The 25,714-nt window shown below is 65.8% G+C and carries 23 protein-coding genes and 1 tRNA gene; 3 read left to right on the top strand and 21 right to left on the bottom strand.

Annotated features, from left to right (window positions below):
* Positions 1 to 639: 639 nt before the first annotated feature.
* From AC5RWD_RS11920 to AC5RWD_RS11900, 5 genes are all read right to left on the bottom strand, one after another.
* Positions 640 to 1,524, bottom strand: coding sequence for a zinc-binding dehydrogenase (locus AC5RWD_RS11920; RefSeq protein ID WP_494020202.1), 885 nt, complete (start codon positions 1,522 to 1,524; stop codon positions 640 to 642).
* A gap of 59 nt (positions 1,525 to 1,583) precedes the next feature.
* Positions 1,584 to 1,907: an MmcQ/YjbR family DNA-binding protein gene (locus AC5RWD_RS11915; RefSeq protein WP_494020197.1), complete on the bottom strand. Its 324-nt coding sequence runs from the start codon at positions 1,905 to 1,907 to the stop codon at positions 1,584 to 1,586.
* Positions 1,908 to 2,024: 117 nt separating this feature from the next.
* Positions 2,025 to 2,672 carry a nitroreductase family protein gene (locus tag AC5RWD_RS11910; protein WP_494020196.1) on the bottom strand — a complete coding sequence of 216 codons (648 nt, stop codon included), beginning with the start codon at positions 2,670 to 2,672 and terminating at the stop codon, positions 2,025 to 2,027.
* An 80-nt stretch (positions 2,673 to 2,752) separates the two neighbouring features.
* A complete protein-coding gene (locus AC5RWD_RS11905; protein ID WP_494020195.1) occupies positions 2,753 to 3,547 on the bottom strand; it encodes an isocitrate lyase/PEP mutase family protein in 795 nt (264 codons plus the stop codon).
* Between the two features lie 31 nt (positions 3,548 to 3,578).
* Positions 3,579 to 4,121, bottom strand: coding sequence for a carboxymuconolactone decarboxylase family protein (locus tag AC5RWD_RS11900; protein WP_494020194.1), 543 nt, complete (start codon positions 4,119 to 4,121; stop codon positions 3,579 to 3,581).
* 105 nt (positions 4,122 to 4,226) lie between these two features.
* On the opposite strand from AC5RWD_RS11900, the gene AC5RWD_RS11895 reads away from it, so the two are divergent.
* Positions 4,227 to 4,865 (top strand): TetR/AcrR family transcriptional regulator, encoded by a 639-nt coding sequence (locus AC5RWD_RS11895; RefSeq protein ID WP_494020193.1) that lies wholly within the window; start codon positions 4,227 to 4,229, stop codon positions 4,863 to 4,865.
* 873 nt (positions 4,866 to 5,738) lie between these two features.
* Here AC5RWD_RS11895 and AC5RWD_RS11890 read toward each other — a convergent pair.
* Positions 5,739 to 5,820 (bottom strand) — tRNA-Leu (locus AC5RWD_RS11890).
* Positions 5,821 to 6,026: 206 nt separating this feature from the next.
* Here AC5RWD_RS11890 and AC5RWD_RS11885 point away from each other — a divergent pair.
* Positions 6,027 to 6,632 (top strand): ANTAR domain-containing response regulator, encoded by a 606-nt coding sequence (locus tag AC5RWD_RS11885; protein ID WP_306922492.1) that lies wholly within the window; start codon positions 6,027 to 6,029, stop codon positions 6,630 to 6,632.
* Positions 6,633 to 6,843: 211 nt separating this feature from the next.
* On the opposite strand, the gene pyk is transcribed toward AC5RWD_RS11885, so the two are convergent.
* From pyk to hisI, 11 genes are all read right to left on the bottom strand, one after another.
* Positions 6,844 to 8,358: a pyruvate kinase gene (pyk, locus tag AC5RWD_RS11880; RefSeq protein ID WP_494020192.1), complete on the bottom strand. Its 1,515-nt coding sequence runs from the start codon at positions 8,356 to 8,358 to the stop codon at positions 6,844 to 6,846.
* A gap of 85 nt (positions 8,359 to 8,443) precedes the next feature.
* Positions 8,444 to 9,901, bottom strand: coding sequence for a glutamate synthase subunit beta (locus tag AC5RWD_RS11875; RefSeq protein WP_494020191.1), 1,458 nt, complete (start codon positions 9,899 to 9,901; stop codon positions 8,444 to 8,446).
* Positions 9,894 to 14,510 (bottom strand): glutamate synthase large subunit, encoded by a 4,617-nt coding sequence (gene gltB / locus AC5RWD_RS11870; protein ID WP_494020190.1) that lies wholly within the window; start codon positions 14,508 to 14,510, stop codon positions 9,894 to 9,896. The genes AC5RWD_RS11875 and gltB overlap by 8 nt, the downstream gene beginning before the upstream one ends.
* A gap of 266 nt (positions 14,511 to 14,776) precedes the next feature.
* Entirely contained in the window at positions 14,777 to 15,967 is a 1,191-nt protein-coding gene (gene lgt, locus AC5RWD_RS11865; protein ID WP_494020189.1) for a prolipoprotein diacylglyceryl transferase, read from the bottom strand.
* A gap of 7 nt (positions 15,968 to 15,974) precedes the next feature.
* On the bottom strand, positions 15,975 to 16,778 hold the full coding sequence (trpA, locus tag AC5RWD_RS11860; protein WP_494020188.1) for a tryptophan synthase subunit alpha: 804 nt from the start codon (positions 16,776 to 16,778) through the stop codon (positions 15,975 to 15,977).
* On the bottom strand, positions 16,775 to 18,091 hold the full coding sequence (trpB, locus tag AC5RWD_RS11855) for a tryptophan synthase subunit beta (RefSeq protein ID WP_494020187.1): 1,317 nt from the start codon (positions 18,089 to 18,091) through the stop codon (positions 16,775 to 16,777). Before trpB ends, trpA begins: the two co-directional genes overlap by 4 nt.
* A gap of 94 nt (positions 18,092 to 18,185) precedes the next feature.
* On the bottom strand, positions 18,186 to 19,004 hold the full coding sequence (trpC, locus tag AC5RWD_RS11850) for an indole-3-glycerol phosphate synthase TrpC (protein WP_494020186.1): 819 nt from the start codon (positions 19,002 to 19,004) through the stop codon (positions 18,186 to 18,188).
* A 2-nt stretch (positions 19,005 to 19,006) separates the two neighbouring features.
* Positions 19,007 to 19,291 carry an HGxxPAAW family protein gene (locus AC5RWD_RS11845; RefSeq protein ID WP_494020185.1) on the bottom strand — a complete coding sequence of 95 codons (285 nt, stop codon included), beginning with the start codon at positions 19,289 to 19,291 and terminating at the stop codon, positions 19,007 to 19,009.
* Between the two features lie 97 nt (positions 19,292 to 19,388).
* Positions 19,389 to 20,024, bottom strand: coding sequence for a Trp biosynthesis-associated membrane protein (locus AC5RWD_RS11840; protein WP_494020184.1), 636 nt, complete (start codon positions 20,022 to 20,024; stop codon positions 19,389 to 19,391).
* The gene (locus AC5RWD_RS11835) at positions 20,024 to 21,601 is read right to left on the bottom strand and encodes an anthranilate synthase component I (protein ID WP_494020183.1); all 1,578 of its coding nucleotides are present in this window, start codon (positions 21,599 to 21,601) and stop codon (positions 20,024 to 20,026) included. The genes AC5RWD_RS11840 and AC5RWD_RS11835 overlap by 1 nt, the downstream gene beginning before the upstream one ends.
* Before the next feature lie 86 nt (positions 21,602 to 21,687).
* Entirely contained in the window at positions 21,688 to 22,146 is a 459-nt protein-coding gene (hisI, locus tag AC5RWD_RS11830) for a phosphoribosyl-AMP cyclohydrolase (protein WP_494020182.1), read from the bottom strand.
* Between the two features lie 236 nt (positions 22,147 to 22,382).
* On the opposite strand from hisI, the gene AC5RWD_RS11825 reads away from it, so the two are divergent.
* On the top strand, positions 22,383 to 23,027 hold the full coding sequence (locus AC5RWD_RS11825; protein ID WP_494020181.1) for a TIGR03085 family metal-binding protein: 645 nt from the start codon (positions 22,383 to 22,385) through the stop codon (positions 23,025 to 23,027).
* Between the two features lie 59 nt (positions 23,028 to 23,086).
* Here AC5RWD_RS11825 and hisF read toward each other — a convergent pair whose 3' ends face one another.
* The 4 genes from hisF to ribH form a co-directional block, all read right to left on the bottom strand.
* A complete protein-coding gene (gene hisF / locus AC5RWD_RS11820; protein ID WP_494020180.1) occupies positions 23,087 to 23,863 on the bottom strand; it encodes an imidazole glycerol phosphate synthase subunit HisF in 777 nt (258 codons plus the stop codon).
* Between the two features lie 47 nt (positions 23,864 to 23,910).
* The gene (gene hisG, locus AC5RWD_RS11815) at positions 23,911 to 24,771 is read right to left on the bottom strand and encodes an ATP phosphoribosyltransferase (protein WP_494020179.1); all 861 of its coding nucleotides are present in this window, start codon (positions 24,769 to 24,771) and stop codon (positions 23,911 to 23,913) included.
* Between the two features lie 58 nt (positions 24,772 to 24,829).
* On the bottom strand, positions 24,830 to 25,093 hold the full coding sequence (locus tag AC5RWD_RS11810; RefSeq protein ID WP_003801526.1) for a phosphoribosyl-ATP diphosphatase: 264 nt from the start codon (positions 25,091 to 25,093) through the stop codon (positions 24,830 to 24,832).
* A gap of 132 nt (positions 25,094 to 25,225) precedes the next feature.
* Positions 25,226 to 25,708: a 6,7-dimethyl-8-ribityllumazine synthase gene (gene ribH, locus AC5RWD_RS11805; RefSeq protein ID WP_377994028.1), complete on the bottom strand. Its 483-nt coding sequence runs from the start codon at positions 25,706 to 25,708 to the stop codon at positions 25,226 to 25,228.
* Positions 25,709 to 25,714 lie beyond the last annotated feature (6 nt).

Raw genomic sequence — 25,714 nt, 5'->3', positions numbered from 1 at the left:
GCCCTCGACAAGACCGGAAAATACGGCAGAATAACCAGCGTCATGGTGGCTCACTTTTCAGCCCGCGAAATGGCTCACTTTTCGACCATCGCTGACAACCTGTCACAGAAGCAACTTTCGGTATGGATGAGGCACGGATGTTGGATACGCGGGTCGATGAATCCGCCTTTGAGGCTGAGTTACCAGCCCAAGCTGACGTCAGGGCGCCTGACAAGGGAGGATTCAGTCTGTGGGCGGAGCTCCGGCTTATTCTCAGGCGCCCGCCAATCACAGCATGTGACATCGCCGCCCCCGGCCCCAAGCGGATTTCTTCGGGCTCTTTGGACTATTTCGACGATTCTCGGGCTACTCCACCCTCCTTTCCTTCTCCTCCGACTGTCAGGGTGGGATCTGAGGACATCATGAGCCATTGTCAATGAAACGGAATCTCGCACTAACCCGACGCCAACGTCCGTACTTCAAAGTCAAATGCTCGGCATGCTCATGACCCGTGCGACCGGTGGCAGACCGCCCGGCTTCCGCGGGGTAATTGACATGGTTCTATGGGGATGAAGGGCGAGTGAGGTTGAGCAGATCATCCTCGACAACGCACACCAGTGCGATCAGTGGGAATTGGGGGCTCGCGGTGGGGGATGAACCTCAGAATTCGAGGACGTGCTTTATCCCGCCTGAGCGGCCTTCCGCGACCCGATTCGCGATCGGGATGCCGTCCTTGACGGGCGTCGCCTGGACCTCTAGTCTCAGCTCGCCCGCGGCAGCGAGTGCAGCGAGCTCGTCGAGTGCCTGCCCGTCAGGCTGCACGTACAGGTTCGAGGTGGTGATTCCGGGAACTGAGTGGGGGGCGTCGGATGTGATGGAACAGAGCCTGCCTCCGTCGACAAGAAGCCTCATCGCGTCTTCAGCGGTGCCCGTTGCGGCGATAAGGACGGCGTCGAATCGGCGAGCGGTCTTGTCCGCCCACCCTTCGACGTGGGTATCGATGACATCACTGGCGCCGAGTGCGCGAAGCTGATCGGCGTGAGCGGGTCCCGCGCCGGCCACGACCTCAGCGCCCCGGAGATGTGCCAGTTGAACCGCGAGTGAAGCGGTTGGGCCGGAAGCTCCGACTACGAGCAGGCGGGTGGAGGCGTCGACCTGGAGCTCGTCGAGAGTCTGCTGGGCGGTGAGCCCTGCAACCGGCAATGCTGCCGCTAACGCCGGAGCCAGGTTCTCAGGCAGTCGTGCGACGTGCGCGGACCGGACAAGGACTTGTTCCGCCCAAGTGCCGCTGCCGCCCGGAAGAGGTGCCTCGTGTACGACCACGAGGTCGCCCGTGCGGAACTCTGTCTCGTCTGGGCCGGTCTCGGCGACACGGCCCACGGCTTCGACGCCCAGCGCTGCCGGCGGTACGAGATTCACGTTCCATCCGCCTGTATGGAGTAGAGCATCCCATGGGACCGATGCCTGCGGCGACCACGTCCAGGATGAGCTCGCCCGCCTTCGGCTGACGGGGGTGAGGAAGATCGAGGATCTCGAGTCCGTCATCCGCGGCTCGAACACCAAGTCCAATCATGATTTCTCCTTCTGCATTGACGAATGTCAGTTCATGTTGTCGTTTTATGCGCCCGGTTCATGGGGCGCGCGGATCTCGGCAGTTTGTCGACCACGAGCTGGTAGGAGTCGGTGACGAGCTCCATCACCAGGTCACTATCGAGGCCCGGTCCGCCCGCTGCAGTGATCCAGTGCTTCTTGTCCATGTGGTAGCCGGCCGTGATCTCCGCGTACTGCTCACGTAGCACCACAGCCTCTTCTGGGTCGGCCTTGACGACCACGACCGGGTGACCCGGCATGTCGGTCATGAGCATGAAGACCTTGCCGCCCACCTTGTGCCTTTCCCAGTTCGGGCTGACACGGTGCTCGACCGTCACCTCCGGCAGCCCGCGCGTGCCCGTTCGCTATGGTCTGCAGCTCCTGTCCCTCCATGATTGTTTAGCTCCTCTGCTGCTGTGTCGTCGATAGGTTCGTCATGGCCTGGCCGGGGTGGTTCAGGCGAAGGTGAACAGACGCTCAGGCTCGAAACGTGAGACCGGGGTTTTGTACTGCTTCGCCTCGTCGGGGTAACCCAGCGCCAGTAGCACGGTCGTGGTGTGTCCGGTCTCGCGGATGTTGAAGGCTTTGTCGACGGTGACCGGGTCGAAGCCTTCAAGTGGCATGGCTTCGACGCCGAGCTCAGCGGCTGCCATCATCGTCAGACCCATCACCATGTAGGTCTGCTTCTCCATCCAGTGGTGCGTGTCCTTGTAGGTGTAGTTGCGCAGATTCACGAAGTCGCGGGTCATGTATTCCCATCGCTCCTGCTTGGCGAGGTCCGGGAAGCGGCCGTCAACCCGCTCTTTCGCGAACACCGATTCGAGGTGATGCTCGGGCACGTCCGCCCGCGTGGTCATGATGATCGTGTGCGAGGCGTTGAGGATCTTCTCCCCGTTGTCGGCGAAACGTTCGCCGAGGTTGGCGGCCAGCTTCTCCTTGCCCTCTCGTGTGGACAGAACGTAGAAGTAGTTGGGCTGGATGTTCGTCGACGTGGGCGCCGACCGGAGGAATTTCAGGAGCTTTTGAATCTTCTCCTCAGGGATGGTCTTGCTGCCGTCGAAGTAGCGGCTCAGGTGCTTGTTCATGATTCTGTCGAGATCCATGTGTGGTCTACTTTCGTGATGAGAGTGATCGAGGTGGAATGAAGAATCGGTGTTCGGAGTCAGTCCAAACCCGGTGAGGATCAGCGCAGGCGGCGGCTGAGGAGGGTGCCCATGCGCTCGAAGTCCATACCTGTTGTCGCGGTCGCGAGGTCACCGCGGAGGAGCGCACCGACCGCATCGTCAAGCGCGCCCATCGCGTGAGCGTACAGAGCCGGTCCAAGGCTGATCCGGCTGACGCCCGCCGTGCGCAACTCGGCGACGGACCGCACAGCATCCGCTGGCGAGATAAGAACGTTGACTGGAGTTGGTGCAACCGCCGCAACGATCGCGACCAGTGAATCGAGGTCGGGCGGGAATGGCGCGTGGACGACGTCGGCCCCGACCTCGGCGAAGGCTGTGAGGCGGCGGATTGTGTCGTCCAGATCGGGTCGCCCCTGCAGGTAGTTGTCCGTGCGCCCGGTGACCACGATCCGGCCCTTCGCCGCCGTGGTGGCTGCGCGCACCCGGGTGACGGCCTCGTCGAAGTAGCGGATGGGCCGGTCGGGATCGCCGGACGTGTCCTCGATCCCGATGCCTGCCAGCCCGTTCTCGACCGCAGCGTTCACCGTGGCCGCAACGTCCTCGAGGGTATCCCCATAGCCGTCCTCGAAGTCGCCGTTGACAGGCAAGCCCGTCAGGCGAGCGAGCAAGCCTGCATGCTCGAGATGCTCGGCGCGGCTGACCTGGTGTCGCCCGTCCAACCGGCCGAGCGATGCTGCAAGGGCAAAGGAGGACGTGGCGATCGCCTCGAAGCCCGAATCGGCGAAGAGCTGCGCCGAGAGGCCATCCCACGCGTTCGGCATCACGAGGCCACCCTCTCGGGTGTGCAGGGCCATGAACCTCTCGTAAATCTCAGAACTTGACATCTCAAGGCGTCTTCGTCGTGATAGCGGGGATGTCTATGACTGTCTGGTTGACGTTGTTGAGGTAGTTGGTGAGAAGGGACACTACCGCGGTGGTGACGATCGCAAGGATCTCCGCGTCGCTGTATGCGGCGCCACGTACGGCTGCGAGGTCGGCATCAGCGACCTGTCCGCGGGTCTCGATCACCCGCTGCACGAAACGAGCCACGGCGGCGCGGCGGGGATCGGTGGAGCTACCAGTGAGCGCGAGCTCGATGTCATCACCCGCCATGCCCCCGAGCTCTGACGATGTATAAGTGTGCAGGGCCTGGCAGTAGTCGCAGTCATTGGACCGTGAGACAGCCAGGGCAATCGTGTGCCGGGTCTTCGCGTCGAGGAGACGGCTGACGCTGCTCTGTAGGGACATCACGATCTCGAGCACGGCGGGGTTGGCCGCCAGGACGTTGAACATGTCCGGCGCAAAGCCGAAGTGCTTTCGGACTCCGTCGAGGATGCTCCTCGCCGTGGAGGGAACGTCTTCGAGGGCAGGGGCGATCCATCGGGACATTGTGCGGGAACCTCCACGTATCGGTTTTGGACTATTTCGTCCACAATAGGAGTGAATACCACTTAGAATGGGTTGTCAAGCCCATTATTTTGCTACGGTTGTGGCATGGAGATCAGCACGAACTCTGAGGCGCCGCAGAAACTCACCCAGAAGGGCCAGTCGACACGTACACGCATCTTGCGCCACGCCGCCGACCTGATCTACACGAAGGGCGTCCACACGACGAACAACAAGCTGCTCCGCAGCGCCGCCGGCGTCAGCGGTTCACAGCTCACCCATTACTTCCCGAACAAGGAGAGCCTCGTCCTCGGCGTCATCGACTGGCAGGCCAGCATCATCCTCCAATTCCACCGCAGCGAACGCTTCGCGGGTTTCGACACCATCGGCGCTTTTCAGGACTGGGCGGATTTCTATGTCCTCTCCGGTCGCCCGTTCGAGGACGGCTGCAGCCTCGGTGCCCTCGCGAGCGAGATCGTCAAAACCGATCTGGACGTCCATGACGAGCTCGCACGCGTTTTCGAGGAGTGGCGAGACATCTTTCGGGAAGGACTCGAGCGGATGCAGCGGCTCGGCCGCATCGACGCGTCGGCCGACCCCGCCCGGCTCGCCCACATGTTCATATCCGCCTACCAGGGAGGCGCGCTCCTCGCTCAGATAGCGGGTGACATCGCACCGATGCGAGACTCGCTGTACGCCGCCGTTGACCACCTTCGGACCTTTGCGACGCCGCGGGACGACACCTGACGCGGCTGCTGGACGGCTTTTGCAAGGGGCAACCGGAGGGATCGGCAAACAGGTCTCCTACTCCTATCCCACCCCCCGAAAGGCATGACTACACCCCAACCTGATGTCAGGCGGCCACGCAAGCCGTCAGTTTTCGGTCCCTACTCCTTAATGCTGACGCGCTCTTGCGAAGGTCCTAGATTTCAAGCTGACTTTTCTGGCTCGTTCCGGCAGCCGGCCGACGGCGGGACCTAGGTGTGGGTTTGGGTCGCTGAGATTGTGTCGGTGCATCACCCTTCCGTCATGTTGTCATTCAGCAGGTTGGCCATGAAGGAATATGAAAGTCCAGCCAGGCGGATACCTCACTTCCGGACGTCGCGCCCAAAAAACCTTCACTTCATCATGCAGTAGACGCGGAAGGTACCCATGAACAGGCAACGACGCGAAAACCAGAGACACCGGGATGAAAGGTGGCTTGAGCTTCATGAGCCAAATGCACGGCAATGCCGGCCGTCAGTCGGCCACGGTAATGGGCCCCAGAGCATCCGCGGGAGTCCGCCGGAACCGATTCCCGAACAACCCGACACAAGTCATGTCGCACTCCCCCGGACCGACCATGAACAAGCAGAACAGCCAACACGAACCCAGAAGGAGAAGCCAAGTGAACGCCCAACGACCAAGAAAAGAAACCCCACCGGAAATTTTCTCAGGTCATGTTGCCCCGGCCAGTTACGCCCATGAACAGGTAACAAGCGCCAAGACCGCCGACCCGGGAACGAAGGAGCCAGGCCGCGACACCACCGGCCACCAATGAAAAAGGCCCCCTAAGGGGCCCTTCACAACACAATTTGTCCACACTCAGAGGCTAAAAAGCCCCTGAACAGGGAAAACACGTGCCCGAGATGGGACTCGAACCCACACACCTTTCGATACCGCATTTTGAGTGCGGCGCGTCTGCCAATTCCGCCACTCGGGCGCGGAGTACACGGAGTAACAATCGTAGGCTCACAGCGAAGTGTGAGCAACGCAGCCACTACCAGTGCGCGGATTTACTCTACATGCAGATAGGCTAAAACCCAGAATCGCGCCAGCGCCGTCGCAACAAGCCATGCCGATCCAAGTACAAGCGCGGGGCCCAACTAAGATAGTCATAGTCCCGCCGTACCTTTTCAAGGAGATCCCGTGTCAGAACCGACGGAGTCAAACAAAACGTCCCAGCCGGCGCGCCGCGTAGTTGTGGCCGAAGATGAAACCCTCATCCGCCTGGACATCATCGAAATCCTGCGAGGCGAAGGCTACGACGTCATCGGCGAGGCCGACAACGGTGAGAAGGCCGTGCAGCTGGCCGAGGAGCTCAAGCCGGACCTGGTCCTCATGGACGTGAAGATGCCCGTCATGGACGGCATCTCCGCGGCCGAGAAGATCGTCAAGGCACGCATCGCCCCCGTGGTGCTGCTGACCGCCTTCAGCCAGAAGGAACTCGTGGAGCGCGCCCGCGACGCCGGCGCCATGGCCTACGTGGTGAAGCCCTTCACGCCCGCCGACCTCATCCCCGCCCTCGAGATCGCGCTGTCCCGCCACGAGGAGATCAAGGCCCTTGAAGCCGAGGTCACCGACCTGCAGGAGCAGTTCGCCACCCGCAAGCTCGTGGAACGCGCCAAGAGCCTGCTGACCACCAAGATGGGCCTGACGGAGCCGGAAGCCTTCCGCTGGATCCAGAAGACCTCGATGGACCGCCGCCTCAGCATGCGCGAAGTGGCCGAGACCATCATCAACCAGGTCAACTAGCCAAGAAGCGGCACCAAAGCGAAGGACCCCGGCACACCGTGCCGGGGTCCTTCCGTTTCCCCGGAAGCCGGGGACCTCGTGTTTACCCGCGCCGCGGTTCCCCGAACGCCGCGGTCCATCCATGTCCCCCGACAACCCGAGAAACCAAAAGAGAGGATCCCCGCCACCTGTGAATGCGTCCACCAGGCGGAGATCCTCCCTTCAGTGCCGGCTACTCAGCGGGAGCTGCTGCAGCCTTGTTCTTCTTCTTCTTTTCCGGCCACGGGCCGAGCTTTTCCTTCTTCTCGGTGGCCTCGCCCACGCGTGGCGTGTCGGCGAGGTCGCCCACCTTGTGGACCTTCAGCGAGTTGGTGGAGCCGGCCTTTCCCGGAGGGGAACCGGCAGCGATGACCACGAGGTCGCCGTCGTCCACCAGTCCCATGTCCAGCAGGCTGCGGTCAACCTGTGCGGTCATCTCATCCGTGTGGCCCACCATGGCAACCAGCTGCGGCTGGATTCCCCACGTCAGTGCCAGCTGATTCCACACTTGTTCCACCGGAGTGAACGCGAAAACCGGCTTGATCGGGCGGAGGCGGGACAGGCGGCGTGCCGAGTCACCGGACTGCGTGAACGTACAGATGTACTTGGCGTCCAGCTGGTCGGCGATTTCGACGGCGGCACGGGTGATGGCGCCACCGCGGGTCTTGGGTTTGGTGCCCAGCGGGGGGACGCGCTCCAGGCCGTGCTCCTCGGTGGACTCGATGATCCGGGCCATGGTCTTGACCGTCTCGATCGGGTACTTGCCCACGCTGGTCTCGCCGGAGAGCATGACTGCGTCGGCGCCGTCGAGCACTGCGTTGGCGCAGTCGGAGGCCTCTGCGCGGGTGGGGCGCGGGTTGTCGATCATGGACTCCAGCACCTGGGTGGCCACGATGACCGGCTTGGCCCAGCGGCGCGCCAGTTCGATGGCGCGCTTCTGCACGATCGGCACTTCCTCCAGCGGAAGCTCCACGCCGAGGTCGCCACGGGCCACCATGATCGCGTCGAACGCGTCGATGATTTCGTGGAGCTGGTCCACGGCCTGCGGCTTCTCGATCTTGGCAATCACCGGAACTCGGCGGCCTTCTTCGTCCATGATCTCGTGGACGCGCTTGATGTCCGAAGCGTCACGGACGAACGACAGGGCGACGAGGTCGACGCCGCGGCGGATGGCCCAGCGCAGGTCGTCCTCGTCCTTTTCGCTCAGTGCCGGGACGTTGACGGCAACGCCCGGGAGGTTGATGCCCTTGTTGTTGGACACGAAGCCGCCCACGGTCACCTTGGCGACAACCTTGACGTCGTCCACCTCGATGGCGCGCAGCGCCACCTTGCCGTCGTCGATCAGCAGGGCGTCACCAGCGTTGACGTCCTCGGTGAGGCTCTTGAGCGTGGTGGAGCAGATGTCCTTGGTGCCGGGTACGTCTTCAGTGGTGATCGTGAAGATGTCCCCCACGGCCAGCTCGTGGGGACCATCGACAAAGCGGCCCAGGCGGATCTTGGGCCCCTGCAGGTCGGCCATGATGGCGACGGCCTTGCCCAGATCGGACGCGGCCTTGCGGACGTTTTCATAGGTGTTGTCATGCACGGAGTAGTCACCGTGGCTCATGTTCATGCGGGCTACATCAACGCCGGCTTCCAGCACCGCGAGGGTGTTTTCGTAGCTGGCAATGGCCGGTCCGAAGGTGGCCACAATCTTTGCGCGTCTCATATACCTACCCTATTTGTCACTTGCATTGGTTAAGTTGTCGCGGAGATGAATTCCATCCCCGCCTTTGGCGCTATAGGACGACTCGCTACAGGACGGCTATGGCGCGGTCCGTCGGAGCCACGGGGGCAGGAAGGATGGTGCTTCCCATCAGGTACTTGTCCACTGCCGCAGCGGCGGCACGGCCTTCGGCGATGGCCCACACGATCAGCGACTGCCCGCGGCCGGCGTCGCCTGCCACGAAGACACCCTCCGTGTTGGTCATGTAGTAGCCGTCGCGGGCCACGTTGCCGCGGCCATCGAACTCGGCGTGCACCTGCTCGGTGATGCCGGCCGGCTCCGCTCCGGTGAAGCCCAGGGACAGGAACACCAGGTCGGCAGGAATGATCCGTTCGGTGCCGGCCTTGGGGAACCGCTTGCCGTCCACGAACTCGGTCTCTGCAACCTTGACGCCGGTCAGCTTGCCGTCCTCGCCCACGAACTCAACGGTGGAGGCGAGGTACGTGCGCTCACCGCCTTCCTCGTGGGCGCTGGCCACCTCGAAGAGGGTGGGGAACGTCGGCCACGGCTGGTGACCGGCGCGCTCCAGCGGCGGCTGCTTGCCGATGGCCAGGGTGGTCACCGAGGCCGCCTGGTGGCGGTGCGCCGTGCCGATGCAGTCCGCACCGGTGTCACCGCCACCGAGGATGACGACGTGCTTGCCGCGGGCGTCGATGTGGTTCTCCGGGGACTCCCCTGCCACCATGCGGTTGGAGGGGACCAGGTAATCCATGGCGAAGTGCACGCCGTCGAGGTCGCGGCCCGGGATGGGCAGGTCACGCGGCACGGTGGCGCCGGTGGCGATGACCACGGCGTCGTAACGGCGGCGCAGCTGCTCCCAGGTGACGTCCGTACCGACGGCGACGCCGGTGCGGAAGCGGGTGCCTTCGGCCTTCATCTGCTCGAGCCGGCGGTCCACCTGCTCTTTTTCCATCTTGAAGTCGGGGATGCCGTACCGCAGCAGGCCGCCGATCTTGTCGTCGCGTTCGTAGACGGCAACGGTGTGGCCCACGCGGGTCAGCTGCTGCGCAGCCGCCAGGCCGGCAGGGCCGGAACCGACGACGGCGACCGTCTTGCCAGTGAGGCGGTGCGGCGGCAGCGGGTTGACCCAGCCGTTGTCGAAGGCCTCATCGATGATGGACACCTCGACCTGCTTGATGGTCACGGCGGGCTGGTTGATGCCCAGCACGCAGGACGCCTCGCACGGGGCGGGGCAGAGCCGGCCGGTCCATTCGGGGAAGTTGTTGGTGGCGTGCAGCCGCTCAATCGCTTCCTCACCCTTGTCCCGCCACATGAGGTCGTTCCACTCGGGAATCAGGTTCCCCAGCGGGCAGCCCTGGTGGCAGAACGGCACGCCGCAGTCCATGCAGCGGCCGGCCTGGCTCTTCAGGACACCCTTTTCCTGGGCCTCGTAGACTTCCTTCCAGTCCATGATGCGGACGGGAACGGGACGGCGCGGCTGGGTTTCACGCTGACGTACTTTCAGAAATCCGCGTGGATCAGCCACCGGTCACCTCCAGGATTCGAGACCAAACTTCTTCGCCGTCGGGGTCAAGGCCCTCTTCGATGGCGTCGAGACGGGTTTGCAGCACTGCGGCGTAGTCGCGCGGCAGCACCTTGGTAATGCGGGCAGCGGTGTCGTCGAAGTTGTCGAGCAGACGCGCAGCCAGCTGGGATTCGGTTTCCTCCACGTGCTTGACCAGCAGGCCGTGGACGATGTCGCGGTCCTCGGCGTCCAGCTCAAGGAGCTGGAGTTCGCCGGACTGCAGTGCTTCCTTGTTGACCCGGGCGGTGTCCAGGTCCAGCACGTAGGCCGTACCGCCGGACATGCCCGCGCCGAAGTTGCGGCCCGTGCGGCCGATGATCAGCGTCTGGCCACCGGTCATGTACTCACAGCCGTGGTCGCCGATGCCTTCAACAACCGCGGTGGCGCCCGAGTTGCGGACCAGGAAGCGTTCGCCCACCTGGCCGCGCAGGAACAGCTCGCCGCTCGTCGCGCCGTAGCCGATCACGTTTCCTGCTACGACGTTGCGCTCGGCCTGGAACACGTTGGAGCGGTCCGGGCGGACGATGATCCGGCCACCGGAGAGGCCCTTGCCGACGTAGTCGTTGGAGTCGCCGTACAGGCGCAGCGTGATGCCGGCAGGCAGGAAGGCACCCAGCGACTGGCCGGCGGTGCCGTTCAGCGTGATGTCGATGGTGTCCGTGGCCAGCACGTCCGTGCCGAACGTCTTGGTCACGACGTGGCCCAGCATGGTGCCCACCGAGCGGTCGGTGTTGATGACGTCAACCGTGATCTTTACCGGGGCACGGTCGGTCAGCGCCTCGGCGGCCATGGTGATGAGCCGCTGGTCGAAGTGCTTGTCCAGCTCGTGGTTTTGGCCGGTCAGGTTCCGCAGCGGGGCGTCGTCGTCGAACTCGAGGCCGTGCAGGATCGGATCCAGGTCCAGGCCTTCGGCCTTCCAGTGGCTGATGGCCTCCTGGGTGTCCAGCATTTCGGCGTGGCCGATCGCTTCCTCAATGCTGCGGAAACCGAGCTCCCCGAGGATCTCGCGGACCTCCTCGGCCAGGAACTCGAAGAAGTTGACCACGAACTCCGGCTTGCCGCTGAAGCGGGCGCGCAGCTCGGGGTTCTGCGTGGCGACGCCCACGGGGCAGGTGTCCAGGTGGCAGACGCGCATCATGATGCAGCCTTCAACCACCAGCGGTGCCGTGGCGAAGCCGAATTCCTCGCCGCCGAGCAGCGCGGCAATGACGACGTCGCGGCCGGTCTTGAGCTGGCCGTCCACCTGCACCACCACGCGGTCGCGCAGGCCGTTGAGCATGAGGGTCTGCTGGGTCTCCGCGAGACCCAGTTCCCACGGCACACCGGCGTGCTTGAGCGAGTTCAGCGGCGAGGCGCCGGTACCGCCGTCGTGCCCGGAAACAAGCACGACGTCGGCCTTGGCCTTGGTCACGCCGGCGGCAACTGTGCCGATGCCTACCTCAGAGACGAGCTTGACGTGCACCCGGGCGGAGGGGTTCGCGCGCTTGGCATCGTAGATGAGCTGCGCGAGGTCCTCGATCGAGTAGATGTCGTGGTGCGGGGGCGGGGAGATGAGCCCGACGCCGGGCGTCGAGTGGCGCGTCCGGGCAACCCAGGGGTACACCTTCTGCGCCATCAGCTGGCCGCCTTCGCCGGGCTTGGCGCCCTGGGCCATCTTGATCTGGATGTCGTCCGCGTTAGTCAGGTACAGGCTCGTGACGCCGAAGCGGCCCGAGGCAATCTGCTTGACGGCGGAGCGGCGCTCCGGATCCAGCAGGCGGTCGACGTCCTCGCCGCCTTCACCGGTGTTGGACTTGCCGCCCAGCCGGTTCATGGCGATTGCGAGGGTCTCGTGGGCTTCCTTGGAGATGGAGCCGTAGCTCATGGCACCCGTGGAGAAGCGCTTGACGATGCTGGAAACCGGCTCGACTTCCTCGAGCGGAACGGCCGGGCGGACGCCCTCCTTGAACTTGAGCAGACCGCGCAGGGTCATCAGGTTCTCGGACTGGTCATCCACGCCCTTGGTGTAGGCCTTGAAGATGTCGTAGCGGCGCTCACGGGTGGCGTGCTGCAGCCGGAATACCGTCTCCGGGTTGAAGAGGTGGGGCTCGCCGTCGCGGCGCCACTGGTACTCGCCGCCGCCCAACAGGGGCCGGTGCGGCTGCTCGATGCCACCCTCGGGGTACGCCATCTGGTGCCGCGCGGAAACCTCGGCCGCGATGACGTCCAGGCCCACACCGCCCAGCTGGGAGTGCGTGCCGGCGAAGAATTCATCCACGAGCTCCTGGCCCAGGCCCAGCGCTTCGAACGTCTGGGCGCCGGTGTAGGACGCCACGGTGGAGATGCCCATCTTGGACATGATCTTCAGGACACCCTTGCCGAGGCCCTTGATGAGGTTGTAGACGCCGTCCTGCGGGGTCACGCCCACCACGTCGCCGGCAGCGATGAGCTGTTCGACGGACTCCATGGCCAGGTACGGGTTCACGGCGGACGCGCCGTAGCCCACGAGGACAGCCACATGGTGCGTCTCCCGGACATCGCCGGCCTCAACCACCAGGGCGGTCTTGGTCCGGTTGGCACTCCGCAGCAGGTGGTGGTGCACGGCGCTGACCAGCAGCAGGGACGGGATCGGGGCCCACTGGGCGTTCGAGTCGCGGTCGGAGAGGACCACGTACTGCACGCCGCGGTTGATGGCACCGGACACCTGCTCGCAGATTTCGGTGAGCCGGGCGCGCAGCGCGTTCTCGCCGCCCTCGGGGCGGTAGAGGCCACGGACCTTCATGGCCACCTTGTCGCCGTCGGCGTTCTCGATGTTGGCGATCTTGGCGAGCTGGTCGTTGTTGATCACCGGGAACGGCAGGGAGACCTGCGGCTGGCGCACCTGCTTGGTGTCCAGGAGGTTGCCGTTGGGGCCGATGGCGCAGGTCAGGGAGGTGACCAGCTCCTCACGGATGGCGTCCAGCGGCGGGTTGGTCACCTGCGCGAAGGACTGCACGAAGTAGTCGAAGAGCAAGCGGGGGCGCTTGGACAGGACGGCCACCGGCGTGTCGGAGCCCATGGCGCCCAGCGGTTCGGCGCCGGTGCGGGCCATCGGGCCCAGCAGGATCTTCAGCTCTTCGGTGGTGTAACCGAACGTGCGCTGGCGGATGTTCACGGACGCCGCGGTGTGCACCACGTGCTCGCGTTCCGGCAGCTCGTTGAGGTCGATCAGGTTGTCCTTGACCCACTCGGCCCAGGGGTTCGCCGCGGCAACTTCGGCCTTGACCTCTTCATCACCGATAATGCGGCCGGCCTCGGTGTCCACCAGGAACATCTTGCCCGGCGAGACGCGGCCCTTCTTGACCACCTTTGACGGTTCGACGTCGATAACGCCCACCTCGGAGGCGAAGACGACCAGGCCGTCTTCGGTGATCCAGTACCGGCCGGGGCGCAGGCCGTTCCGGTCCAAGGTAGCGCCCACGAGGGCGCCGTCGGTGAACGAAACAGCAGCGGGGCCGTCCCAGGGCTCCATCAGCAGGGAGTGGTACTCATAGAACGCCCGGCGTGCCGGATCCATCGTGGCGTGGTTTTCCCAGGCCTCGGGGATCATCATCATGATGGCGTGCGTGATGGGGCGGCCGGACAGCCACAGCAGTTCGGCAACTTCGTCGAAGGACGCGGAGTCGGACGCGCCGGGGGTGCAGATCGGGAACAGCTCTTCCGGCGAGTCACCCAGCAGCGGGTTGGCGAGCTGGGACTGGCGGGCGCGCATCCAGTTCCGGTTGCCCTTGACGGTGTTGATTTCACCGTTGTGGGCGATGGTGCGGAACGGCTGGGCCAGCGGCCAGGACGGGAAGGTGTTGGTGGAGAAGCGCGAGTGGACAATCGCCAGCTTGGTCTTGAAGCGCTTGTCCGAAAGGTCCGGGTAGAACGGCTCCAGCTGGGCCGTGGTCAGCATGCCCTTGTAGACGATGGTCCGCGAGGACAGCGACGGGAAGTAGACGCCGAACTTGTTCTGGGCGCGCTTGCGGATGCGCCAGGCGCGGGCGTCCAGATCGTTGCGGTCCAGCTGCTCGCCGGTTGCCGAGGCGAAGAACGGCTGGGAGAAGTACGGCATGCAGGCGCGCGCCATGGCACCGACCAGGTCGGCGACGACGGGAACCTCGCGCCATCCCAGAACGGTCAGTCCTTCATCGGCCGCCAAGCCCTCGATGCCGGCCTTCGCGGCGTCGGCCTCGCGCTGCTCAGCGGGGAGGAAGGCGGTGCCCACCACGTACTGGCCGGGGGCCGGAAGTTCGAATTCGGTGACGGCACGGAAGAACTCGTCCGGCACCTGCATCAGGAGGCCGGCGCCGTCACCCGTCCCCTCATCGGCACCGACGGCACCACGGTGCTCGAGGTTGCGCAGGGCGGTAAGGGCGGCATCGACAATGTCGTAGCCGGGCTCACCGCGCAGGGTGGCAATGATCGCAAGACCGCAGGCATCCTTCTCCTGCTCAGGGTTATAGAGCCCGGAAGCCTCGGGGAGCGCCGCGAACCGCTTGAACGGCGACATGGCGGCGTCCGGCTGGTTCGGTTCAGACCAGCTGGGGCTTGAAAGAGTTTGGGTCATGGGAGACGTCCTTCCTCCTGATCGTGCGTATGGAAGGGACAACGTTGGCCCCACTCAGAGCGCCACTGTGATGGGCACAACAAAGTGTTACTGCTTATTGGAAATTGTAGGGCAGGCATGCGTGCTGAACTAACAGTTACGCAGGCTCACGCCCCGGGCTTGACCGGCCAGCAGCTCTATGCTGACCGGAGTGGGCCCCTGCCACGACGTTGTGGTGGTGGGCGCTCCGAGCGGTAACTCTCTGCTGCCCTGGGTACCGGTGCCTTTTAGCGTGAGCTGTCGGCCTCCGGTGCGGTTCCGGTGTCTGTGCCACCGGACTTTCCGGTGTTCCGCGACTCCGCGGCGGTTGGGGTGCCGCCGGTGGATGCCGGGACTGCTTCCGTTTGGGCAGAAGCTAGGCCGGAACCGTTTTGGTTATCAGGGAGATTATCACGCGATTCACTATCTGAGACAACATGGTCCGTATCACGGACTGGATGGCCGGTCACATTTGGGGCGGTCGACTTCACGCCGTCGGCCTCCCCGGCCACTGCTGCGGCTGGCTCCCGGCCCGGCAGGTAGACAGTGTCCGCGTTACCGTCCTTGCGCCGGCCCAGCACAATGAACACAGCCAGTGCGGCGACGAACACAAAGATGCTGGTCCAGACGTTCAGGCGGGTGGTGATGCCGAAGAGGCTGATCTGCTCGGCATCGTCGATCCGCATGGCCTCAATCCAGACCCGGCCCAGCGTGTAGTACATGGCGTACAGCCAGAAGAGCCTGCCGCGGCGGAAGTGGAACCGGCGGTCGAGGGCCAGGAGGATCAGCACACCCGCGATGTTCCACAGCGATTCATAGAGGAACGTGGGGTGGAAGAGCGTGTCGGCCGGGTACCCGGCCGGGAAGTTGGCGTTGTCCGCGTCCACCTGGAGTCCCCACGGCAGCGTGGTGGGGCCGCCGAAGAGCTCCTGGTTGAAGTAATTCCCCCACCGGCCGATGGCCTGTGCCAGCAGAAGGCCCGGGGCCGCCGCGTCCATGAAGGCCGTGAGCTTAACCCCGGCACGGCGGCAGCCGATCCACGCGCCGAAGGCACCCAGAACCACGGCTCCCCAGATTCCGAGGCCGCCGCGCTGGATCTGCGGAATCAAAGACAGGTCCCCGGTGCCGTCGAAGCCGGGACCGAAGTACGCGTCCGGGGAGGAGAACACGTGGTAGAGCCGGCCACCGATGATGCCGAACGGGATGGCCCAGATGGCAATGTCCCAAACACTGCCTTCAGGCGCTCCGCGCTTGGCCCAGCGGACGGAGGTCAGCCACAGGCCAACCACAATGCCGGCCAGGATGCACAGGGCGTAGGCATGGATGCGGAGCGATCCCCACGGCAGCGGAATATCGAATCCGGACCAGTCCGGGCTCGGGATGCTTGCGGGCACCATGCCGGCTGGAACCAGTGCGGCTGCGGTGAGGAGCGTCTGCATGGTTGCGTTACTTCCTGGTCAGTCCGGTACTGAGGTCTTTGGTGAGCTGTGCGACGGCGTCCACTCCGCCGTCGCGCACGGCCGCCACGAGTGCCGAACCGACGATCACGCCGTCCGCGTAGGCAGCGATCTCCGCGACCTGCTCGGCGGTGGAGACGCCGAGGCCCACGCACACGCGTTCAGCGCCGGCAGCCCTGGCCGCTGCCACGACGCCGGTGGCTGCGTCGCTCACGGCGGTGCGGGCACCGGTGACGCCCATGATGGAGACGGCGTAGACAAAGCCGCGGCTTGCGTCCACGGTCCGGCGCATGCGCTCGGGTGTGGAGGAAGGTGCCACCAGGAAGACACGGTCCAGGCCGTACTTCTCCGACGCGTCCATCCACTCGGCTGCCTCGTCCGGAATCAGGTCCGGGGTGATGAGCCCTGCTCCCCCGGCCTCGGCCAGGCGCCGCGAGAACTCGTCCACGCCCATCCGGACCACGGGGTTCCAGTACGTCATGACCAGGACTGCGGCGTCGGTCTCGCTGGTGATGCCGGCGACGACGTCAAAGACCTGCCGGACGGAGAACCCCTTGGCCAGGGCCTCGGTGGTGGCTGCCTGGATGACCGGGCCGTCCATGACCGGGTCGGAGTACGGAATGCCGACCTCGATCAGGTCAGCGCCGTTACGCGCCAGGGCGATGCCGGCGGCGATGGTCTCCTCGACGCTCGGGTACCCGGCGGGCAGGTAGCCGATCAGGGCGGCGCGGCCTTCCGCGCGGGCCTTGTCGATGGCAATGGCCGACTTGCTGGTGGTCTGCGCTGTAGTCACAGCTGCTCCCCTTCCTTGCCGATGGCTGCTTCGGCCGAGTCCTTGTCCAGAAGGTCGAACCACTCCGCTGCCGTGGCAACGTCCTTGTCTCCCCTGCCGGACAGGTTCACGATCACGATCTTGTCGCTTGCATCACCTTCGGCAGCCAGCCGCTGGCCCACCTTAATGGCGCCGGCGAGGGCGTGGGAGGACTCGATCGCGGGAATGATGCCCTCGGTGCGGCACAGGAGGCGGAACGCTTCCATGGCTTCGCTGTCCGTGATGGGCTCGTAGCTGACCCGCCCAATGTCCGCGAGGTAGGAGTGCTCGGGCCCGACCCCGGGGTAGTCCAGGCCTGCCGAGATGGAGTGCGACTCGATGGTCTGGCCGTCGTCGTCCTGCATCAGGTAGGACCGTGCGCCGTGCAGCACGCCGGGCCGCCCCAGCGTGATGGTCGCGGCGTGGCGGCCGGTTTCGACGCCGTCGCCGCCAGCTTCGAAGCCGTAGATCTTCACCGACGGGTCATCCAGGAAACCGTGGAAGATGCCGATGGCGTTGGAACCGCCGCCGATGCAGGCGCAGACCGCATCGGGCAGGCGGCCGGCCTGCTCGAGGATCTGGGCGCGGGCCTCCTCGCCGATGACTTCGTGGAAGTAGCGGACCATGGCCGGGAACGGGTGGGCGCCCGCCGCCGTGCCCAGGAGGTAGTGGGTGTTGCCGACGTTGGCCACCCAGTCCCGGAGGGCTTCGTTGATGGCGTCCTTGAGGGTCTGCGAACCGTTGGTGACCGGGATGACCGTGGCGCCCAGAAGTTCCATCCTGGCCACGTTCAGCGCCTGCCGGCGGCAGTCTTCGGCGCCCATGTAGACGACGCATTCGAGGCCCAGCAGCGCAGCGGCCGTGGCACTGGCCACGCCGTGCTGGCCGGCGCCGGTTTCGGCAATGACGCGGGTCTTGCCCATCCGCTTGGCAAGCAGTGCCTGGCCCAGCACGTTGTTGATCTTGTGCGAACCGGTGTGGTTCAGGTCCTCGCGCTTGAGGAAGATCCGGACGCCGCCCGCGTGCTCGGCAAAGCGTTTGGCCTCGGTCAGGAGTGAGGGCCGGCCGGAGTAGTTCTTGTTCAGGTCCGCGATCTGGGCGGTGAACTCCGGATCGGCCTTGGCCTTCTCGAACGTGTCCTCAAGCTCGTCCAGGGCGGCGATCAGTGACTCAGGCATCCACCGGCCGCCGTAGGCGCCGAAGTAGGGTCCCGGGGCGTGGCGCAGCGAGGTGCCTCCCTGCAGGAATGCATCCACCGCCCCCTGGTCAGAGCCGGCTGTTGGCGCGTCGGCCATCAGTCTCACCATCCTGTTCACTTTTTCTTATTGATGTCAGGCGCCAACTGTCCGCACGGTGTGCGGACAGTTGGTGCCACGGTTGGGTGGAAGCTCAGGCCCGGGCGGCGATGGCCGCGGCCCCGGCCGCTGTGAACTCCGCAATGCGTTCACGCGGGGTGGCGTCGCTGACGAGCGCCTCCCCCACGAGGATGGCGTTGGCGCCGTGCGCCGCATAGTGCGCGACGTCGTCGGCGTTCCGGACGCCCGACTCCGCCACCACCACAGCGCCAGCGGGAATGCTGCCGGCGAGGGAGGCGAAAACGGAACGGTCGACGTCGAGCGTCTTGAGGTTGCGGACGTTGACGCCGATGATCCGGGCGTTGGCGGCCACGGCGCGCTCGACTTCCTCCGGCGTGTGCGTTTCTACCAGCACGTTCATGCCGAGCTCGCGGCTCAGGGCGCTGAATTCACGCAGCTGCTGGTCGGACAGGGCGGCCACGATCAGAAGGATGAGGTCCGCACCGTGGGCGCGGGCTTCCCAGATCTGGTACTCGTCCAGCGTGAAGTCCTTGCGCAGCAGCGGGACGTCCACGCTGGCGCGGACGGCGTCAAGGTCAGCCAGCGACCCGCTGAAACGGCGCTGCTCGGTGAGCACGCTGATCACCGCGGCTCCGCCGTCGGCGTACTGCACGGCCAGCGACGCGGGGTCCGCGATGCTGGCGAGGTCGCCCTTGGAGGGGCTGCGGCGCTTGATCTCGGCGATGACCTTGAGCTCGCCGCGGTCCGCGGACGTACCCCCGAGGGCAGCCCACGCGTCCCGGGCAGGAGCTGCCGCCAGGGCGCGGTCCTTCAGTTCCGCAAGGGACACGAGGCGCTTCCGGTCCTCCATGTCCTCCCTGACACCGGCATTGATGTCGTCGAGAACGGTCACGATTAGTGGCCGGTGTTCTTGATCTTGCTGCCGCCAACGCCGTAGCCGGCCTTGCGCATGACGTAGCCGGCCAGCAGGCCGACGAACATGACGGCGATGCCTGCCCAGAAGATCGGGCTGTTGGCAATGACGAACGCAATGGAGGCGATGAGGGCGCCGATGAGCATGACGATCACGCAGGTCCAGGCGGCGGGGCTGTTGCCGTGGCCCAGGTCGATGCTGTGGTCGATGCCGTGGTGCTCCTTGGGGGCGGCGGGCTTTGTACCGGAAACAGTGGCTTTGCTCATGTGAATCTCCTCAGGATCAATACTGCTTACATTCTGCCATTTTTTGCCGCGGCCTTCGGCATCGCGGCCGGGGTGCGTGGCTGCGTGACCCGCCGGCTCAGGTGGGGTCGTCGCCCCGGGAGAGCCTGTCCCAGCTGTCGATCTCGTCCACCGGGCCGGCCAGCCCGCCCGCGGGACCCGCCGCTGCGGCGTCGTATTTGGTCCGGGCCTTCCAGTACCGCCCCGCCGGAACCACCAGCAAACCGCACACGGCCAGCAGGGAACCTGCGACGACGGCGAGCACCGGGAAGGCGCTGACGCTCACGTCCGCGGCGCCTCCGGAAACCCCGGTGGCGGCGGCGATGGAACCCTGGGCCGCGGCCAGCGGATCGGCGAGGACGGTGGCGGCCGCGGCGATAATGCCGGCCGCCGCCAGCACGATGATGGCCGTAATGATCCAGCGTGCGATCTTTCCGGCGATGGAGGCCGCGAGCCCGCCTGCCAGCGCGACGAGGGCCAGGGCGGTGACCGTGGTGGCTGCTTTGCTGCCCTGCACCTGGAGGCCGCCTCCGCCCCCGGCCGCCTGGCCCAGCTGCTGGGGGTCCAGGTGGACCGTCAGCCACGTCTGGGTGGTGGTGCCGAAGACCGCCAGCGCCAGGGCCGCGATCAGCAGCACCACCGTGGACTTGCGTGCCCAGCCCGGGACCGTGCTGCGGGTTTTGCCCGGCACGGCGGATCCTGCGGGAACCGCCATCAGGAGTTTGCCTCGGTGGCCGAATCGGCAGCGCCTACGGAATCCGGGGTGATGTTGTGCAGCGAGCCGGCCGTGTGGACAGCCCGCAGCGGGGCCGCCGCCTTGTTGACGGTTTCCTGTGCCTCGGCCGGGTTGCTCGAGTCCGCCACGATGCCCCCGCCCGCCTGGACGTAGGCACGCCCTTCGCGCAGCAATGCGGACCGGATGGCGATGGCCATGTCCATGTCCCCGGCGAAGTCCAGGTAGCCCACCACGCCGCCGTAGATGCCGCGGCGGTGCGGCTCGAGTTCATCCAGCAGGCGCAGTGCCCGGGGCTTCGGGGCGCCGGACAGTGTTCCGGCCGGGAAGGTGGCCTTCAGGACGTCGTAGGCCTTCGCCGTGGGGGCCAGGCGTCCGACGACGGTGGAGACCAGGTGCATGATGTGGCTGAAGCGCTCCACCTCCATGAACTGGGTGACGTCCACGGAACCCGCCACGCAGACCTTCGACAGGTCGTTGCGGGACAGGTCCACCAGCATGAGGTGCTCAGCCCGTTCCTTCTGGTCCGCGAGGAGCTCCTCGGCCAGGGCCTTGTCCGCGTCCACCGTCTTGCCGCGTGGCCGGGAGCCTGCAATGGGGTGGGTGATGACGTCCTCACCGGTGACCGTCACCAGCGCCTCGGGCGACGAGCCGACGATCGAGTACTGCCGGCCGGCGGCGTCCTCAAGGCTGAAGATGTACATGTACGGGCTCGGGTTGGTGTTGCGCAGCACCCGGTAGACGTCCAGCGGCGACGCTCCGCACTCCATCTCGAAGCGGCGGGAGATGACCACCTGGAAGACTTCGCCGTCCACGATCGCCTCCTTGCCCCGGTCGAGGGCGGCTAGGTACTCGGGCTCGTGCCAGCGTTCCTGGACGCTGGCGGCAAAATCGAGGGCCGCCGGCTCCAGGACCGACACCGGCTGCGGCACCGGGGTGCTGATGCGTGCCAGCAGTTCCTTCACGCGGGCGACGGCGTCATGCCAGGCCTCGTCGACGCGTTCGGAGCTGTTGTCGAAGTTGATGGCGTTGGCGATGAGCAGCACCGTGCCGTCCATGTTGTCGTGGACGGCCATGTCCGTGACGAGGTTCAGGGCCAGTTCCGGCAGCTGCAGGTCGTCCTCCGGCGGGCTGGTGAGCTTCTCCCAGTGCCGGACCGTTTCCCAGCCGAGGAAACCCACGAGGCCGGAGGTGAACGGCGGGAGACCGTCGAACCTGTCGGTGCGCAGCGCCTCGATGGTGTCGCGGATGGCGTCAACGGGGTTTCCGTCCACGGGCACACCGGCCGGCGGCTCGCCCAGCCAGTGCGCCTGTCCGTCCTTGGTGGTGAGCGTGGCGCGGGACCGGGAACCGATGAAGGAGTAGCGGGACCAGGCACCGCCGACAGCCGCCGACTCCATGAGGAACGTGCCCGGCTGGCCCTGCGCCAGCTTCCGGTACAGCCCGATCGGCGTTTCAGCGTCCGCCAGCACCTTGAGCCGGACAGGGATGACGCGGCTGTGGGCGGCGAGTTCACGGAACTCTTCCAGGCCAGGGCTGATGATTCCGAGGTCCTGCATCGCTATTGGTTCTCCGTCTGTTCTTGGTTAGTGCCTGGGTGTAAGTGCCTGCCGGGGCAGAGGCCTGTTGGGTGGAAGAGGCGGGCCTAGCTGGCCGGACCTGCCACAACGTCGAGGGCCCGGCCGTCAAAGCAGGTCCGTGTACCGGTGTGGCAGGCAGCCCCCACCTGGTCCACCCGCACGAGGAGGGCGTCGCCGTCGCAGTCCAGGGCCACCGACTTGACCCACTGCACGTGGCCGGACGTGTCACCCTTGCGCCAGTATTCCTGGCGGGAGCGCGAGTAGAACGTCACGCGGCCGGTGGTCATGGTCCGGTTCAGGGCCTCGTCGTCCATCCAGCCCAGCATGAGGACCTCGTTGGTGTCGAACTGCTGCACGATGGCCGCCACAAGTCCGGCACCGTCCCGCTTGAGGGCCGACGCAATGTCGGCTGGCAGGGGGCTCCCCGGCAGAAGGCTTTCGCCGGCACCGGAGGAAGGCGCGCCAAAGGAAGTGGCACCGGCAGGCGAGGCGGGGGCGGGGCTGGGGGCGGGCTGCTCAGACATCACGTCAAGTCTAGTGCCCAGCACGGGACCCTGGCACAAACGCCCTCGCGTCCCTCTGATGAGGCGCTGCAGCCAGTTCGCATGCTCTCCTGCACGTTTTAGTGCCGCAGTCCTTGAAAAGCTTTGAAGGCTCCTCGGATTCGGGGACCGGGCAGGACCACCGTGGCCATGGGCACAAATTCACCGGGATCAACAGACTGCGCAACTCCCCGGGTGACGTGCTAGTTTTCCAAGTGATGCATTTCGTCGATCCGTCCCGAGAAGTCCTGGCCGAGACCCTGCTGGCGGCCGGTCCTGACTCCCCCACGCTCTGCAAGGGCTGGAAGACCAGGGACCTCGCAGCTCACCTGTACCTGCGCGAGCGGAAAGCCGCCGTCGGGCTTGGCCTGATCATCAAAGGCCTGTCCAAGGCCTCGGACAAGGCGACCGCCCGGCTGGCCGCAAAGCTCAAGACGGCCGACGACTACGCCAAGCTTGTGAACTCCTTCCGCGCGGGGCCGCCCGCGCTCTCCCCCATGAAGATCAAGGCGCTGGATGAGAGTTCCAACCTGATCGAATACTTCGTCCATACGGAGGACGTCCGGCGTGCCGTTGACCGCTGGGCCCCGCGGGCCCTCGACGAGGAGTACTCGGACGCCCTGTGGGATGAGCTCGTCAAACGGGCAGCCATCCTCTACCGCGGCGTGGACCTGGGCATCGTCCTGGTCAGCCCCTCCGGCCCCCGGCATGTCGCCAAGCGCGCCCCCGTCTCTGTGGCCATCGTCGGGGAGCCCGGCGAACTGCTGATGCACGCCCACGGCCGCACGCGCCACGCGCTGGTGACCTTCGAAGGCCAGCCGGACGCCGTCGCCCTCCTCCAGTCAGCCGAAGTAGGTCTGTAACAGTCCGGCGGTTGAGCTTGCCGAAATCCCGGTTTCGACATGCTCAACCAGCGAACTTTTTAGCGGACCTCGAAGCCGGCGTCGCGGATTGCGGTCTTGACCTGGGACATCATGTCGTCCGGGCCCCAGTGGAAGATGGAGGCAGCGAGTACGGCGTCCGCTCCGGCCTGCACGGCGGGCGCGAAGTGCGCAGGCTCCCCTGCCCCGCCGGAGGCGATGATCGGAACCTTGACCGCAGACCGGACCAGGCGGATGAGCTCGAGGTCGAAGCCGTCCTTGGTCCCGTCGGCGTCGATGGAGTTCAGCAGGATTTCGCCGACACCGCGGTCCGCCGCTTCCCTGGCCCAGGCGACGGCGTCGATTCCGGTGCCCTGGCGGCCGCCGTGTGTGGTCACTTCAAAGCCCGACGGCGTGGGCTGGGATCCAGGACGGACGCGCCGTGCGTCCACGGAAAGCACCAGGACCTGGGAGCCGAAGTGCCGGGTGATTTCATCGATGACGTCGGGCCGGGCCACGGCTGCGGTGTTGATGGATGCCTTGTCGGCACCGAAGCGCAGCAGCTTGTCCACCTCGGCCACGCCGCGGACGCCGCCGCCGACGGTGAGCGGAATGAACACTTCCTCGGCGGTGCGGCGGACGACGTCGAACGTGGTTTCGCGGTTGCCGGAGGAGGCGGTCACGTCCAGGAAGGTGAGTTCGTCGGCGCCGGCGTTGTCGTAGCGGTGGGCCAGTTCCACGGGGTCCCCGGCGTCGCGGAGGCCTTCGAAGTTGATGCCCTTGACCACGCGGCCGGCGTCAACGTCCAGGCAGGGAATAACGCGGACGGCTACAGCCATGACTTCTCCTGTTGTGCTGCTGGGGTGTGCTGTCTAAGGAAACCGGGTCAGATCCGGCAGGCGTGGATGCTGCTGACCAGGATGGCGCGCGCGCCGAGGTCGTACAGCTCGTCCATGATCCGGTTGGTTTCCTTCTTGGGCACCATGGAGCGGACAGCCACCCAGTCGGAATCGCGCAGCGGCGAGACAGTGGGTGATTCCAGGCCGGGCGTGAGGCCGGCGGCCTGCTCCACGAGCTCCTTGCGGATGTCGTAGTCCATGAGCACGTACTGGCGCGCCACCAGGACACCCTGCAGGCGCCGGATCAGGACGTCGATTTCCCTGGCCGTGCCGTTGGCGGCGCCGCCCTCGCCGGTCCGGCGGATGAGCACTGCCTCGGACTTGAGGATCGGCTCGCCGAAGATCTCCATGCCGGCGGCCTTGAGCGTGTTGCCTGTTTCGACGACGTCGGCGATGGCGTCAGCGACGCCGAGGCGCACGGAGGATTCCACCGCGCCGTCCAGCCGGACCACTTTCGCCTTGATGCCGCGCTCCGCCAGGTAATCGCGCAGGAGGCCGTCGTAGCTGGTGGCAAGGCGCTTGCCCTCGAGTTCATCCACGGTGCTGAAGTCGCCGATCGGTCCGGCGAAGCGGAACGTGGAGGCGGCGAAGCCCAGCGGAAGCAGCTCCTCAGCCTCCACCTGCGCGTCCAGCAGGAGGTCACGGCCGGTGATTCCGACGTCGAGCGTTCCCTGCCCGACGTAAACGGCGATGTCCCGGGGGCGGAGGAAGAAGAACTCGATGTCGTTGTCGGGGTCCACCATGACCAGTTCGCGGCTGTCGCGACGCTGGCGGTAGCCAGCCTCGGACAGCATGGCGGAGGCGGCTTCGGACAGGGATCCCTTGTTGGGTACGGCTACACGCAGCATTAGGAGGTCTTTCTGGTTTGGAAGGTTGGGTCAGGCAAGCGGGGCCACGCAAAGGCGGCTAGAGATGCTTGTAGACGTCTTCCAGGCTGAGTCCTTTGGCGAGCATCAGGACCTGCAGGTGGTACAGGAGCTGCGAGATCTCCTCGGCGGCGGCCTCGTCCGATTCGTACTCGGCTGCCATCCAGACTTCAGCCGCTTCCTCCACGACTTTTTTGCCGATGCCGTGGATTCCCGACTCCAGTTCGGCGACGGTGCGGGATCCCTCGGGGCGGGTCGCTGCCTTCTCGCTCAGTTCTGCGAACAGCGTCTCGAAATTCTTCACGCCCTCCAGCCTACTTGCTCGGGGCCGGGGCCCGCCTGTCGGGCAGTTCCATGACGGCGGGGATGTGAGCGATTGCACACGTTGCATGCTTGCGCCCGCACCCCCGCACGCCCCGGAGCTGGGGAAATGTTCTTAGTACTGCTTGAGCAGCAGTGCCGTGGCCAGTGCTGCCGTGACGGCCTCGTGTCCCTTGTCTTCCGAGGACCCGGGCAGCCCGGCCCGGTCCAGGCCCTGCTCTTCGGTGTCGCAGGTCAGCACGCCGAACCCGACCGGCACGCCGGTGCTGACGCTGACATCGGTGAGTCCCGACGTCGCGGCCTGGCAGACGTAGTCAAAGTGCGGCGTTCCGCCGCGGATGACGACGCCGAGGGCCACGACGGCATCAAAGTGCGGTGCCAGCCGCGCGGCGGCGACCGGAAGCTCGAAGCTGCCGGGGACGCGCAGCACCGTCGGCTCGTTGATGCCGGCATCCTTGGCCGCGCGCAGGGCGCCGTCCAGGAGGCCGTCCATGATCTGCGTGTGCCAGCTTGCCGCCACGATCGCCAGCTTCAGCTGCGAGGTCTCCGCGGGGTCGAGGGTGGTGAGGTCAATCTGGGGTGCGCCGTGTCCGCTCATGAAGTC

The sequence above is a fragment of the Arthrobacter sp. CMU6 genome (genome assembly GCF_059090205.1).
Note: the sequence above shows the minus strand (reverse complement) of the source record. Positions and strands in the feature narration are given on the sequence as shown.